The organism is Dickeya parazeae Ech586 (assembly GCF_000025065.1).
GTDB lineage: Bacteria > Pseudomonadota > Gammaproteobacteria > Enterobacterales > Enterobacteriaceae > Dickeya > Dickeya zeae.
Genome location: NC_013592.1, coordinates 4,090,674 through 4,104,983, shown reverse-complemented (window position 1 = coordinate 4,104,983; position 14,310 = coordinate 4,090,674). Strand labels below are relative to the sequence as shown.

General features: G+C 54.2%; 11 protein-coding genes. 10 read left to right on the top strand and 1 reads right to left on the bottom strand.

Features of this window, described 5'->3' with window-relative positions; translation table 11 throughout:
- Window positions 1–23: 23 nt before the first annotated feature.
- On the top strand, window positions 24–914 hold the full coding sequence (gene nhaR, locus DD586_RS17840; protein ID WP_012886220.1) for a transcriptional activator NhaR: 891 nt from the start codon (window positions 24–26) through the stop codon (window positions 912–914).
- A gap of 90 nt (window positions 915–1,004) precedes the next feature.
- Here the strand turns inward: nhaR and rpsT are convergent, their stop codons facing one another.
- On the bottom strand, window positions 1,005–1,268 hold the full coding sequence (gene rpsT / locus DD586_RS17835) for a 30S ribosomal protein S20 (protein WP_012768310.1): 264 nt from the start codon (window positions 1,266–1,268) through the stop codon (window positions 1,005–1,007).
- Between the two features lie 396 nt (window positions 1,269–1,664).
- On the opposite strand from rpsT, the gene ribF reads away from it, so the two are divergent.
- From ribF to carB, 9 genes are all read left to right on the top strand, one after another.
- Window positions 1,665–2,606, top strand: a complete 942-nt coding sequence (gene ribF / locus DD586_RS17830; protein WP_012886219.1) for a bifunctional riboflavin kinase/FAD synthetase — start codon at window positions 1,665–1,667, stop codon at window positions 2,604–2,606.
- Between the two features lie 34 nt (window positions 2,607–2,640).
- On the top strand, window positions 2,641–5,466 hold the full coding sequence (gene ileS / locus DD586_RS17825; RefSeq protein WP_012886218.1) for an isoleucine--tRNA ligase: 2,826 nt from the start codon (window positions 2,641–2,643) through the stop codon (window positions 5,464–5,466).
- Window positions 5,466–5,972, top strand: a complete 507-nt coding sequence (gene lspA, locus DD586_RS17820; protein WP_012886217.1) for a signal peptidase II — start codon at window positions 5,466–5,468, stop codon at window positions 5,970–5,972. Before ileS ends, lspA begins: the two co-directional genes overlap by 1 nt.
- 3 nt (window positions 5,973–5,975) lie before the next feature.
- Window positions 5,976–6,434 (top strand): FKBP-type peptidyl-prolyl cis-trans isomerase, encoded by a 459-nt coding sequence (gene fkpB / locus DD586_RS17815; RefSeq protein ID WP_012886216.1) that lies wholly within the window; start codon window positions 5,976–5,978, stop codon window positions 6,432–6,434.
- A complete protein-coding gene (gene ispH, locus DD586_RS17810; protein ID WP_012886215.1) occupies window positions 6,431–7,381 on the top strand; it encodes a 4-hydroxy-3-methylbut-2-enyl diphosphate reductase in 951 nt (316 codons plus the stop codon). Before fkpB ends, ispH begins: the two co-directional genes overlap by 4 nt.
- Before the next feature lie 71 nt (window positions 7,382–7,452).
- Window positions 7,453–8,370 (top strand): ribonucleoside hydrolase RihC, encoded by a 918-nt coding sequence (gene rihC / locus DD586_RS17805; protein ID WP_012886214.1) that lies wholly within the window; start codon window positions 7,453–7,455, stop codon window positions 8,368–8,370.
- Between the two features lie 185 nt (window positions 8,371–8,555).
- Complete coding sequence (gene dapB, locus DD586_RS17800; RefSeq protein ID WP_012886213.1) at window positions 8,556–9,377, top strand: 4-hydroxy-tetrahydrodipicolinate reductase; 822 nt, start codon at window positions 8,556–8,558, stop codon at window positions 9,375–9,377.
- A gap of 454 nt (window positions 9,378–9,831) precedes the next feature.
- On the top strand, window positions 9,832–10,977 hold the full coding sequence (carA, locus tag DD586_RS17795) for a glutamine-hydrolyzing carbamoyl-phosphate synthase small subunit (protein WP_012886212.1): 1,146 nt from the start codon (window positions 9,832–9,834) through the stop codon (window positions 10,975–10,977).
- Window positions 10,978–11,064: 87 nt separating this feature from the next.
- Window positions 11,065–14,289 carry a carbamoyl-phosphate synthase large subunit gene (carB, locus tag DD586_RS17790; protein WP_012886211.1) on the top strand — a complete coding sequence of 1,075 codons (3,225 nt, stop codon included), beginning with the start codon at window positions 11,065–11,067 and terminating at the stop codon, window positions 14,287–14,289.
- Window positions 14,290–14,310 lie beyond the last annotated feature (21 nt).

Genomic DNA, 14,310 nt, shown 5'->3' with positions numbered 1-14,310 from the left:
CATGAGTGAAGGGACGCGGGCCTATGGCGCATATCAACTTCAATCATCTCTACTATTTCTGGCAAGTGTGTAAGACCGGTTCGGTGGCTGCCGCCGCCGAACGGCTATTTTTGACGCCACAAACGATTACCGGGCAAATAAAACTGCTGGAAGAGCGACTACAGGGAAAGTTGTTCAAGCGTAAAGGCCGTGGGCTGGAGCCAACAGAGCTGGGGCAACTGGTATTTCGCTATGCGGACAAGATGTTTGCCTTGAGTCAGGAGATGCTGGATATCGTGAACTACCGCAAAGAATCCAGCTTGCTGTTTGACGTCGGCGTGGCGGATGCCTTGTCGAAACGACTGGTAAGTCGGGTGTTGGAAACGGTGGTGAATGAACAAATGCCGATTCACCTGCGCTGCTTCGAATCCACTCATGAGCTGCTGATTGAACAGCTGAGTCAGCACAAACTGGATATGATTTTGTCTGATTGCCCGGTGGATTCCGGCCAGCAGGCCGGGTTATTTTCCCGCAAACTGGGTGAGTGCGGGGTGAGTTTTTATAGCCGTCGTCCGGGGCCAGGTGTCCCTTTTCCCGCCTGCCTGTCGCAAAGTAAGCTATTAATTCCTGCCCGCCGTACGATGCTGGGGCGCAAGTTGCTCAATTGGTTTAGTGAGCAGAATCTGTTAGTGGATATCATGGGCGAGTTCGATGATGCGGCATTGATGACCGCTTTTGGTATGAGTCACGATGCGATTTTTGTCGCGCCATCGCTGCATGCCGATGAAATGGTGGCGCAAGGCGAGATTGTAGAGATTGGCCGCATCGACAATATTCAGGATGAGTATTACGTTATTTTTGCCGAACGCATGATCCAACACCCGGCGGTGCAACGCGTCTGCAACGAAGATTTCTCTTCCCTGTTTTGTGAATAGCGTTTTGTGAATAAGGATATTTTGCCGTTTGGCAGGCACAAAAAAACCGGCCTGAGCCGGTTTCTTCAGCGATTCATCACGTAAACGTGATTACTGCATCGCGTTGATCTGCGCAGTCAGATTGGATTTATGACGAGCAGCTTTGTTTTTGTGGATCAGACCTTTGCTGGCCTGACGGTCCACGATCGGTTGCATGTCATTAAATGCTTTCTGCGCAGCTTCTTTATCGCCAGTGGCGATGGCCGCATACACTTTCTTGATGAAAGTACGCATCATGGAGCGACGGCTTGCATTGTGCTTGCGGCGCTTCTCAGACTGTACGGCGCGTTTCTTAGCTGATTTGATATTAGCCAAGGTCCAACTCCCAAATATATTCTATCGAGGACAATTCAAAGGCCGAGGAATATGCCCTTTTAGCCTTCTTTTGTCAATGGATTTGTGCAAATAAGCGCCGTTTGTACGCCAGCGCTTGTTACGTTGTGATGGCGCGGGATTTTAGCAGCTTAAGCGTCGGGAATACAGCCTTTCGCGTCATAAATTCGCCCTTTGCCGCCTTTGTCGCGTCAAGCGTTTGATTACGGGTTAAAAGCCGTGAGTCCGCCGATGCGCCTGTTATCGGCCAGGTGAAAAATTCTCATTGCGGTGGGGAGGCGAAATACGCTGACATGGCAACAAAAGGCATGAATCGCGGGTTAACCTTGGTCGCTGTACAAGGTATAATCCGCCGATTTCCACTGTTTTGAGCCAGTTATGCAGCTAATACGCGGTATACACAATCTCCAGGCCTGCCATTACGGCTGTGTGCTAACTATTGGTAACTTTGACGGTGTCCACCGCGGGCATCAGGCATTGCTTGAACGCCTGAAGCAGGAAGGTCAGGCTCGCGGGTTACCGGTCATGGTGATGATTTTCGAGCCTCAGCCGCTGGAGCTGTTTGCCGCAGAGAAAGCACCGGCACGGTTGACCCGGCTGCGCGATAAGGTGAAGTATCTGGCGCAGGCCGGTGTGGATTATCTCTTGTGCGTGACCTTTGACGCCCACTTTGCCGCCAACCATGCCAGTACCTTTATTTCCAGCCTGTTGGTGGAAAAGCTAGGGGTGAAATTTCTGGTGGTGGGGGATGACTTCCGCTTCGGGGCTGGTCGCGAGGGGGATTTCCTGTTATTACAGAAAGCGGGTGTCGAACAGAATTTCGACGTGATCAGCACGCAGACCTTTTGTAGCAGTGGCAAACGGGTGAGCAGCACCGCCGTACGTGAAGCGTTGGCGCAGGACAACCTGACGCTGGCGCAGGAGCTGTTAGGGCACCCGTTCAGTATCTCTGGTCGGGTGGTGCACGGCAACGAGCTGGGACGCACCATCGGTTTTCCAACGGCCAACCTGCCTTTGAAACGTCAGGTTTCTCCGGTAAGCGGTGTCTATGCCGTCCAGGTGTACGGACTGGGTGAAGCGCCGTTGCCCGGTGTTGCCAATATTGGTACCCGTCCGACCGTAACGGGCGATAAACGTCAGCAACTGGAAGTGCATTTGTTGGATGTCACACTGGATCTGTATGGGCGACATATAGATGTGGTGATGTGTAAAAAATTACGTAGTGAGCAGCGGTTTGCTTCGCTGGATGCGCTGAAGCAGCAAATCGCCGACGATGTGGTGGCCGCCCGTGAGTTCTTCGGGTTGAAGGCACCGGTTTAATTTTTTTCTAGCCGAAAACGAAATCGAGAAGCGAATGAGTGACTATAAAACTACCCTGAATTTGCCGGAAACAGGGTTCCCGATGCGTGGCGATTTAGCCAAGCGCGAACCTGACATGCTGAAACGTTGGTATGAGCAGGATTTGTACGGGATTATTCGTGGCGCCAAGAAGGGTAAAAAAACCTTTATCCTTCATGACGGCCCGCCGTATGCGAACGGCAACATTCATATTGGTCACTCGGTTAACAAGATTCTCAAAGACATTATTATCAAGGCCAAAGGCTTATCCGGTTATGACTCGCCGTATGTGCCGGGCTGGGACTGTCACGGTCTGCCAATCGAACTGAAAGTAGAACAACTGGTGGGCAAACCGGGTGAGAAAGTCAGCGCTGCACAGTTCCGTGAAGAGTGCCGGAAATACGCGGCCGAGCAGGTAGCCGGGCAGAAAAAAGATTTCATCCGTCTGGGTGTGTTGGGTGATTGGGATCGCCCCTACCTGACAATGGATTTTAAAACCGAAGCCAATATTATTCGCGCACTGGGTCGTATCATCGAAAACGGCCATCTGCACAAGGGCGCTAAGCCGGTGCACTGGTGTGCCGACTGTGGTTCCGCGTTGGCGGAAGCGGAAGTGGAGTATTACGACAAAACTTCCCCGGCGATTGATGTGGCGTTTAACGCGGTTGACCGTGCCGCCGTGCTGGCGAAGTTCGGGCTGGCTGCCGATGCGGTTGATGGCGATGTGGCGCTGGTTATCTGGACGACGACCCCCTGGACGTTGCCGGCCAACCGTGCCATTTCACTGAATGCCGAGTTTGACTATGCGCTGATTCAGGTGGCTGGCAAAGCCATCATCGTTGCTGAAGGGCTGGCCGACGCGGTCGCTAAACGTGTTGCCGGGAGCGACGCTAGCACTCGTTTGGGACATGCCGTCAAAGGTAGCGAGCTGGAATTGCTGCGTTTCCGTCATCCATTCCTGGATTTCGATGTCCCGGCTATTTTGGGTGATCACGTCACGCTGGATGCCGGTACCGGTGCGGTACACACCGCCGGTGGTCACGGCCCGGACGACTATGTCATCAGCCAGAAATACCAATTAGAAATCGCTAACCCTGTCGGACCCAACGGCTGCTACCTGCCGGGTACCTTCCCAGGGCTGGATGGTCTGTTCGTGTTTAAAGCCAACGACAAGATCGTTGAATTGCTGCGTGAGCGCGGCGCGTTGTTGCACCATGAAAAGCTGCAACACAGTTACCCGTGCTGCTGGCGTCACAAGTCGCCGATCCTGTTCCGTGCTACGCCGCAGTGGTTCGTGAGCATGGATCAAAACGGCTTGCGTAAACAGTCGCTGTCTGAAATTAAAGGCGTGCAGTGGATTCCGGATTGGGGTCAGGCGCGCATTGAGTCGATGGTCGCGAACCGTCCTGACTGGTGTATTTCCCGCCAGCGTACCTGGGGCGTGCCGATGTCGCTGTTCGTGCATAAAGAAACGCAGGAACTGCATCCTCGTACCGCAGAGCTGATTGAGGCGGTAGCCAAACGTGTTGAACAGGATGGCATTCAGGCATGGTGGGATCTCAACCCGGCAGACCTGATGGGCGCGGAAGCGGCCGATTATGAAAAAGTACCGGATACGCTGGATGTGTGGTTCGACTCCGGGTCGACGCATGCATCTGTGGTGGATGTTCGCCCGGAATTTGGTGGCCACGCAGCGGATATGTATCTGGAAGGCTCCGACCAGCATCGTGGCTGGTTCATGTCTTCACTGATGATTTCTACCGCTATTAAAGGCAAAGCGCCGTACCGTCAGGTACTGACCCACGGTTTCACCGTGGACGGTCAGGGCCGCAAGATGTCGAAATCCATCGGCAACACCGTCAGCCCGCAGGATGTGATGGATAAATTGGGGGCGGATATTCTGCGTTTGTGGATCGGCTCTACCGATTACTCTGGCGAGATTGCGGTATCTGATGAAATCCTCAAACGTTCTGCCGATGCCTACCGTCGTATCCGTAACACCGCACGTTTCCTGCTGGCTAACCTGAATGGTTTCGATCCGGCGCTGCATAGCGTGAAGCCGGAAGACATGGTGGTGCTGGATCGTTGGGCGGTAGGCTGTGCCAAAGCGGCGCAGGATGAGATTGTCGAGGCTTACGAGAGCTACGATTTCCACCGTGTGGTGCAGCGTCTGATGCAGTTCTGTTCTATTGAGATGGGGTCGTTCTATCTCGATATCATCAAGGACCGCCAGTACACCGCGAAACACGACAGCGTGGCGCGTCGTAGCTGCCAGACTGCACTGTTCCATATCGCTGAAGCGTTGGTGCGTTGGATGGCACCGATTATGTCGTTTACCGCCGATGAAATCTGGGGGTATCTGCCGGGTAAACGTGCGCAGTTTGTCTTTACCGAAGAGTGGTATGACGGTTTATTCGGGCTGGCCGACAGCGAGCCGATGAACGATGCGTTCTGGACTGACATGCTGAATGTGCGCAGTGAAGTCAACAAGGTGATCGAGCAGGCACGTAACGACAAACGCATTGGTGGTTCACTGGAAGCAGCCGTGACGTTGTATGCAGATGAGCGGTTGTTTGCACAGCTCAACAGCCTGCAAGGTGAGTTGCACTTTGCCTTGTTAACTTCCAAAGCGCGCCTGGAACGTGGTGAGAATGCACCGGCTGACGCACAGCAAAGTGAATTACCGGGACTGAAAGTTGTCCTTACTAAAGCCGACGGGGAGAAATGCCCGCGTTGTTGGCACTATGAAACGGATATCGGCAGTGATGCCGCGCATCCGGATGTATGCGGTCGCTGTGCGACCAATGTTGGCGGTAATGGCGAAGAGCGTAAGTTTGTCTGATGAGTAAATCTACTGGAGCAACGGGTCTGCGCTGGCTGTGGCTGGCTGCACTGGTACTGGTGGTCGATCTCGGCAGCAAGCAGTGGGTGATGACCCACTTCCAACTGGGCGAGTCGGTACCGCTGGTGCCGTTCTTCAATTTTACCTACGCCCATAACTATGGCGCGGCGTTTAGCTTTCTGGCAGACAAAGGCGGCTGGCAACGTTGGCTGTTTGCGGTGATAGCACTGGTCATTATTGTGGCGTTGCTGGCGATGATGCTTCGCTCCAGTGCCAGCCAGAAGCTGAACAACATCGCTTATGCGATGATCATTGGTGGCGCTATTGGCAACCTGGCCGATCGGTTGGTACATGGTTACGTGATCGACTTTCTGGATTTTTACGTCAATAACTGGCATTACCCGACGTTTAATCTGGCGGATAGCGCCATTGTCGTGGGAGCGTTGCTGATTGTGCTGGAGGGGTTTTTGGCTTCTCCGCAAAAAAAGCAGGCGGAAGGTAAATAACGCATGACGGAATTCGTGACGAACGGCAGCGGAGTGCTGGTGCATTTTACGCTGATGCTGGAAGACGGTTCCGTGGCGGAAGCCACCCGTGAGAGCGGCAAACCGGCGATGTTTCGGCTGGGGGACGGTAGCCTGTCGGCGGCGCTGGAAGCTCAATTGCTGGGTTTGCAGGTCGGCGATAAGCGTACGTTCAGTCTGCCGCCAGAGTCTGCCTTTGGCCCGTTGAATCCCGATTTGATCCAATTCTTCCTGCGTCGTGATTTTGTGCAGACCGGGGTGCCCGAAGTGGGCACCATCATGCTGTTCAGCGGTATGGCTGGTAATGATATGCCAGGCATTATCCGTGAGGTGGCTGACGAGTCGGTGACGGTGGATTTCAACCACCCGTTGGCCGGGCATACCATCACGTTTGACGTAGAAGTACTGGAGGTTCATCCCCCCTCTGACGGAGGCAACGCATGAAAATCCTGCTGGCTAATCCCCGTGGATTCTGCGCTGGTGTCGATCGCGCTATCAGTATTGTCGAGCGGGCGCTGGAAGTGTACGGCGCGCCGATTTACGTCCGTCATGAAGTGGTACATAACCGCTATGTGGTGGACGGGCTGCGCGATCGCGGTGCCGTCTTTATCGAGCAAATCGAAGACGTGCCGGATGGCGCGATTCTGATCTTTTCCGCACACGGCGTATCGCAGGCGGTGAGAGCGGAAGCCAAAAGCCGTGAATTGACCGTCTTTGATGCGACCTGTCCGCTGGTGACGAAAGTGCATATGGAGGTGGCGCGTGCCAGCCGTAAGGGGACGGAAGCTATCCTGATAGGCCACGCCGGGCATCCGGAAGTGGAAGGCACCATGGGCCAGTACAACAACCCGGCTGGGGGCATGTACCTGGTGGAAGGGCCGGAGGATGTCTGGTCGCTGCAGGTAAAGGATGAAACCAATCTCTGTTTCATGACCCAGACGACCTTGTCGGTGGATGATACCTCGGCGGTCATCGATGCGCTGCGGGCGCGTTTCCCGCAGATTATCGGGCCGCGCAAAGATGATATCTGTTACGCCACCACCAACCGTCAGGAAGCCGTGCGTAACCTGGCGGCGCAGGCAAATGTGGTACTGGTGGTCGGCTCGAAAAACTCTTCTAACTCCAATCGTCTGGCCGAGCTGTCACAGCGTGTCGGTAAACCGTCTTACCTGATTGATTCTGCCGATGATATTCAGGAAGAGTGGCTGAAGGGAGTGGCTTGTGTGGGGGTAACGGCCGGGGCTTCTGCGCCGGACGTGCTGGTTCAGCAAGTGATTAAACGTTTGCAAAGCATGGGGGGCGAAGTGGCCATGGAGATGGAAGGTCGCGCAGAGAACATCGTGTTTGAAGTGCCGAAAGAATTGCGTATGGACGTTCGTGAAGTGGAGTAAGTCCTTCGCCTCATCGTTAAAAATGATGCCAGACGATGAAAATCGCCTGGCATTTTTTTGGGAGAACGCACATGAACCGAATCCCCATTATTCTGGATACTGACCCAGGCATTGATGATGCCGTTGCCATCGCGGCGGCGTTGTTTTCCCCTGAACTGGATCTGAAGCTCATTACCACAGTAGCAGGCAATGTGGATGTGGAAAAAACCACGCGCAATGTGCTGCAACTGCTGCATTTTTGGGACGCAGTCGTGCCGGTGGCGCAAGGGGCGGCGACACCGTTGGTACGTCCATTGCGTGACGCTGCCTATGTCCATGGCGAGTCTGGCATGGAAGGCTATGACTTTGTGGCGCATGAACGTACCGTGCTGGAAGCGCCTGCCGTTCAGGCCATGTATGACTGCCTTAACCGTAGCCCTGAGCCTGTCACGCTTGTGACCATCGGGCCACTGACCAATATCGCCTTACTGCTGACGCTTTACCCGCAGTGCAAAAAACAGATTAAACGTCTGGTGATGATGGGGGGATCGTCAGGGCGTGGCAATTTCACGCCGAATGCGGAATTTAATATGGCGATCGACCCGGAGGCGGCGGCGCGTGTCTTCGACAGCGGTATCGATATCGTGATGTGTGGGCTGGATGTGACCAATGAGGCGGTGCTGACGCCGGATTATCTGGCCACATTACCGGGCCTTAACCGCACCGGTGCCATGTTGCATGCACTGTTCAGCCATTATCGCAGCGGCAGTATGGCGACTGGTTTGCGTATGCACGACCTGTGCGCTATTGCTTATCTGGTGAAACCCACATTGTTTACCCTGCAACACTGTTTTGTCGCGGTGGAAACGCAGGGAGAATATACCGCCGGTGCCACGGTAGTGGATCTCCAGCATCGGTTGCATCGCCCAGCTAATGCGCAGGTGGCATTAGCGTTGGATGCCGCGGGATTTCGCGCATGGGTGGCGCAGGTGTTGGCTTTAGCACCTTAATGTTTTGGTTAAGCCATGCCTTCCTGCAGGGGCAGGGTATTGTGGCCATAAACAATAGCTTTTACTGATATCCCCGCGGGTTTGTCATAAATTTCTAATTATGGGGGTTTTCGGCTGGCAGCGCCTGGCTGGGCTGGTTAACCTGAGAACCTTTTCTCACTCATCAACAAATAAAGAGTACGAATATGCGTGATGCACAAATCCGCGTCGCCATCGCAGGAGCGGGTGGTCGCATGGGGCGGCAGTTGATTCAGGCTGCATTGCAGATGGAAGGCGTAGTCCTGGGTGCGGCGCTGGAACGCGAAGGTTCATCTTTGCTGGGTAGTGACGCGGGAGAGTTGGCCGGGGCAGGGAAAGCGGATGTTACCGTACAAAGCAGCCTTGAGGCAGTGGTGAACGATTTTGATGTGTTTATCGATTTTACCCGTCCAGAAGGCACGCTTAAGCATTTGGCGTTTTGTCGCCAGCACGGTAAAGGGATGGTTATCGGTACTACCGGTTTTGACGACGCCGGTAAAGCAGCGATTCAGCAGGCTGCCGCCGACATTGGTATTGTGTTTGCCGCTAACTTTAGCGTTGGCGTGAATGTGTTGCTCAAGCTGCTGGAAAAAGCGGCCAAAGTCATGGGTGACTACACGGACATTGAGATTATTGAAGCGCACCACCGCCATAAAGTGGACGCCCCATCAGGCACGGCATTGGCGATGGGGGAAGCGATTGCCGGGGCGTTGGGTCGTGACCTGAAAGAGTGTGCGGTTTATGCACGTGAAGGGTATACCGGTGAGCGTGAGCCAAAAAGCATCGGTTTTGCCACCATTCGGGCTGGAGATATCGTGGGAGAGCATACGGCGATGTTTGCAGACATCGGCGAACGCATCGAGATAACGCACAAGGCTTCCAGTCGGATGACATTCGCAAATGGCGCAGTCAGGTCTGCATTGTGGGTAAGCTCTCGTAATCATGGTCTTTTTGACATGAGGGATGTGCTGGGGCTTGATGATTTGTAAGGTGTGGCTCCCTGATTTTTTCTTAATGTATTGATTTTAATGGCGCTAAAAATAGCGCCATTGTTTTATGTGATAAATGATGGTTTGGTTTGTATATTGGTCTATATTTGATATTTTTCATGGTTATCTATCTTTTTATCTGTCGTGTGTCGACCATTTCTGATTCAGGATACCGGTTTTGGCGTGATTTTAATCATTCTTTCATTCATCGATGCTGGCAACCGTTTACTTTTCGCAGTTGATGTATGTTTTTGCCGATATGGCGATGTATTACCTTCTGAAGCCATGAAATAGTGAAAAAAAATCCGGTTTGGCTAGACAACGGTCAGGTGCATCATTAAAATGCGCGCAATTTGCCAAAAATTTGCCTTACAGGTGGCTTTTGCATTGATTTAGTCCATCAAATCTGAATTAATATGCAAATAACATGATTTTTTATTCCTTGGAGGGTGTTTTGATTAAGTCAGCGCTATTGGTTCTGGAAGACGGAACCCAATTCCACGGTCGGGCCATTGGGGCAGAGGGAACGGCAGTGGGGGAAGTCGTTTTCAATACGTCAATGACCGGTTATCAAGAAATCCTCACTGATCCTTCCTATTCCCGCCAGATTGTCACTCTTACTTATCCCCATATCGGAAATGTCGGCACCAACAAAGCCGATGAAGAATCTCCCGCCGTTCATGCTCAGGGCTTGGTTATCCGTGATTTACCGCTGATTGCCAGCAACTACCGCAGCGAAGAAAGCCTGTCTGATTACCTCAAGCGCAACAATATTGTGGCAATTGCGGATATCGATACCCGCAAATTAACGCGTTTGCTGCGTGAAAAAGGCGCGCAGAATGGTTGCATCATCGCAGGTGACGCACCGGATGCGGCGCTGGCGCTGGAAAAGGCTAAAGCGTTCCCCGGCCTGAAAGGGATGGATCTGGCGAAAGAAGTGACCACCCGCTCCAGCTATAGCTGGTTACAGGGAAGCTGGACGCTGGAAGGCGAACTGCCAGCAGCAAAAACCGAGGGTGAACTGCCGTATCACGTGGTGGCGTATGACTACGGTGTGAAGCGTAATATCCTGCGTATGTTGGTGGATCGCGGCTGCCGCCTGACGGTGGTACCGGCGCAAACCTCGGCCGAGGATGTGCTGAAACTCAATCCGGACGGTATTTTCCTCTCTAATGGCCCTGGCGATCCGGAACCGTGCGATTACGCCATCAAGGCGATTAAAGCCTTTCTGGAAACCGATATTCCGGTATTCGGCATTTGTCTGGGCCACCAGTTGCTGGCGCTGGCCAGTGGCGCGAAAACCGTCAAGATGAAGTTCGGTCACCACGGCGGCAACCACCCGGTGAAAGATCTGGACGGCAACCGTGTGATGATCACCGCGCAAAACCACGGCTTTGCGGTAGACGAAACGTCGCTGCCTGCCACACTGCGTGCAACACACAAATCGCTGTTTGATGGTTCGCTGCAGGGCATTCATCGCACCGATAAAGCGGCATTCAGTTTTCAGGGTCACCCTGAAGCCAGCCCCGGCCCACATGACGCCGCGCCGCTGTTTGATCACTTCATCGAGCTGATTGAGTCTTATCGTAACACCAAATAATCAGAATCCGTTTAGTCACGCTGCGATAAAAGAACAGGGCGAAAGTGCCAGCGCGGCGGTGAGTAAACGGGTTCGCAGGAGCGAAAAATGCCAAAACGTACAGACATAAAAAGTATCCTGATTCTCGGTGCCGGTCCGATCGTGATCGGTCAGGCGTGCGAGTTTGACTACTCCGGCGCTCAGGCGTGTAAGGCGCTGCGTGAAGAAGGTTACCGCGTGATTCTGGTGAACTCCAACCCGGCCACTATCATGACCGACCCGGAGATGGCCGATGCCACCTATATTGAACCGATCCATTGGGAAGTGGTGCGCAAAATCATCGAAAAAGAACGTCCGGATGCCGTGTTGCCGACAATGGGCGGCCAGACGGCGCTGAACTGCGCGCTGGAACTGGAACGTCAGGGAGTGTTGGCAGAGTTCGGCGTGACCATGATTGGCGCGACCGCTGATGCCATCGATAAGGCGGAAGATCGTCGCCGTTTCGATATCGCGATGAAAAAAATCGGCCTCGAAACCGCACGTTCCGGCATCGCCCACAATATGGATGAAGCGCTGGCGGTAGCGGCGGATGTGGGGTATCCCTGTATTATTCGCCCGTCTTTCACCATGGGTGGCACGGGCGGCGGTATTGCTTACAACCGTGAAGAGTTTGAAGAAATTTGTACCCGTGGTCTGGATTTGTCACCGACCAAGGAACTGCTGATCGACGAATCGTTGATCGGCTGGAAAGAGTATGAAATGGAAGTGGTGCGGGATAAAAACGATAACTGCATCATCGTCTGCTCTATTGAAAACCTTGATGCGATGGGGATCCACACCGGTGACTCTATCACTGTCGCACCGGCACAAACCCTGACCGACAAGGAATACCAAATCATGCGTAACGCCTCGATGGCGGTACTGCGTGAAATCGGGGTAGAAACCGGCGGCTCCAACGTGCAGTTTGCGGTCAACCCGAAAACCGGGCGTCTGATCGTTATCGAAATGAACCCGCGCGTATCCCGCTCTTCGGCGCTGGCTTCCAAAGCGACCGGTTTCCCGATCGCCAAGATCGCGGCCAAACTGGCGGTGGGTTATACGCTTGATGAACTGATGAATGATATTACCGGCGGGCGTACCCCGGCATCGTTCGAGCCGTCCATCGATTATGTGGTTACCAAGATACCGCGCTTTAACTTCGAAAAATTCGCTGGCGCTAACGATCGTCTGACCACGCAGATGAAATCGGTGGGCGAAGTGATGGCGATCGGCCGTACCCAGCAGGAATCACTGCAGAAAGCGCTGCGTGGTCTGGAAGTCGGGGCGACCGGTTTCGATCCCAAAGTGAGTCTGGACGATCCGGAAGCGCTGACTAAAATCCGCCGCGAATTGAAAGACGCCGGCGGCGACCGTATCTGGTATCTGGCGGACGCATTCCGTGCAGGTATGTCGGTTGACGGCGTATTCAACCTGACCAACATTGACCGCTGGTTCCTGGTGCAAATCGAAGAACTGGTGCGCCTCGAAGAGCAGGTGGCAGAACAAGGCGCTAACGGCCTGACGAAAGAATTCCTGCGTTTGCTCAAACGCAAAGGCTTCGCCGATGCACGCCTGGCAAAACTGGCCGGTGTATCAGAAGGTGAAATCCGCAAGCTGCGTTACAAATATGATCTGCATCCGGTCTACAAGCGCGTAGATACCTGTGCCGCCGAGTTCGCGACGGATACCGCCTACATGTACTCCACGTATGACGAGGAGTGCGAGGCCAACCCGAATCAGGATCGTGACAAGGTAATGGTGCTGGGCGGTGGCCCGAACCGTATCGGTCAGGGGATTGAGTTTGACTATTGCTGTGTGCATGCGGCGCTGGCGCTGCGTGAAGACGGCTATGAAACCATTATGGTCAACTGCAACCCGGAAACCGTCTCCACCGATTACGATACTTCCGATCGCCTCTACTTCGAGCCGGTAACGCTGGAAGACGTGCTGGAGATTGTGCGTATTGAGCAGCCGAAGGGTGTGATCGTGCAGTACGGCGGACAGACGCCGCTGAAACTGGCGCGTCAGCTTGAGGCCGCCGGTGTACCGGTGATCGGCACCAGTCCAGATGCTATCGACCGTGCGGAAGACCGTGAGCGCTTCCAGCAGGCGGTTAACCGCCTTGGCCTGAAGCAACCGGCCAACGCCACGGTCAGCACCATCGATCAGGCGGTGGAAAAAGCCGTTAACATCGGCTATCCGCTGGTGGTGCGCCCGTCTTACGTACTGGGTGGCCGGGCGATGGAAATCGTGTATGACGAAATCGATTTGCGTCGTTACTTCCAGACGGCAGTCAGTGTTTCCAACGATGCGCCGGTACTGCTGGACCGTTTCCTGGATGACGCGGTGGAAGTGGATGTGGACGCTATCTGCGACGGTGAGCGCGTATTGATTGGCGGCATCATGGAACATATCGAGCAGGCGGGCGTGCACTCCGGTGACTCGGCCTGTTCGCTGCCAGCGTATACCCTGAGCAAAGAGATTCAGGATGTGATGCGCCAGCAGGTAGAAAAACTGGCGTTCGAGCTTGCGGTGCGTGGCCTGATGAATGTGCAGTTCGCGGTGAAAAACAACGAAGTGTACCTGATTGAGGTGAACCCGCGTGCGGCACGTACCGTGCCATTTGTTTCCAAAGCCACAGGGGTTCCGCTGGCGAAAGTGGCTGCCCGTGTGATGGTGGGACAAACGCTGGCGCAGCAGGGCGTCACCAAAGAGGTGATTCCGCCGTACTATTCCGTTAAGGAAGTGGTGCTGCCGTTTAATAAATTCCCAGGTGTTGATCCGATCCTCGGGCCGGAAATGCGTTCTACCGGCGAGGTGATGGGTGTAGGGCGTACCTTTGCTGAAGCCTTCGCCAAGGCGATGCTGGGCAGTAACTCACCGATGAAGAAAACTGGCCGCGCGTTGCTGTCGGTACGTGAGGGTGACAAGGCCCGCGTAGTGGATTTGGCTGCCAAGCTGCTCAAGCACGGTTTTGAACTGGATGCGACTCACGGCACCGCGGTGGTGTTGGGTGAAGCCGGTATCAATCCGCGTTTGGTGAACAAGGTACATGAAGGCCGTCCACATATTCAGGACCGCATCAAGAATGGCGAATACACCTACATCGTCAATACCACAGCGGGTCGTCAGGCGATCGAAGATTCCAAACTGATTCGCCGCAGTGCGCTGCAGTATAAAGTGCATTACGACACCACCATGAACGGCGGTTTTGCTACGGCGATGTCGCTGAACGCCGACCCAACCGAGCAGGTGATTTCCGTTCAGGAAATGCATGCCCGTATTCAGGGATAACGGCTAAAAACACACGCGCCT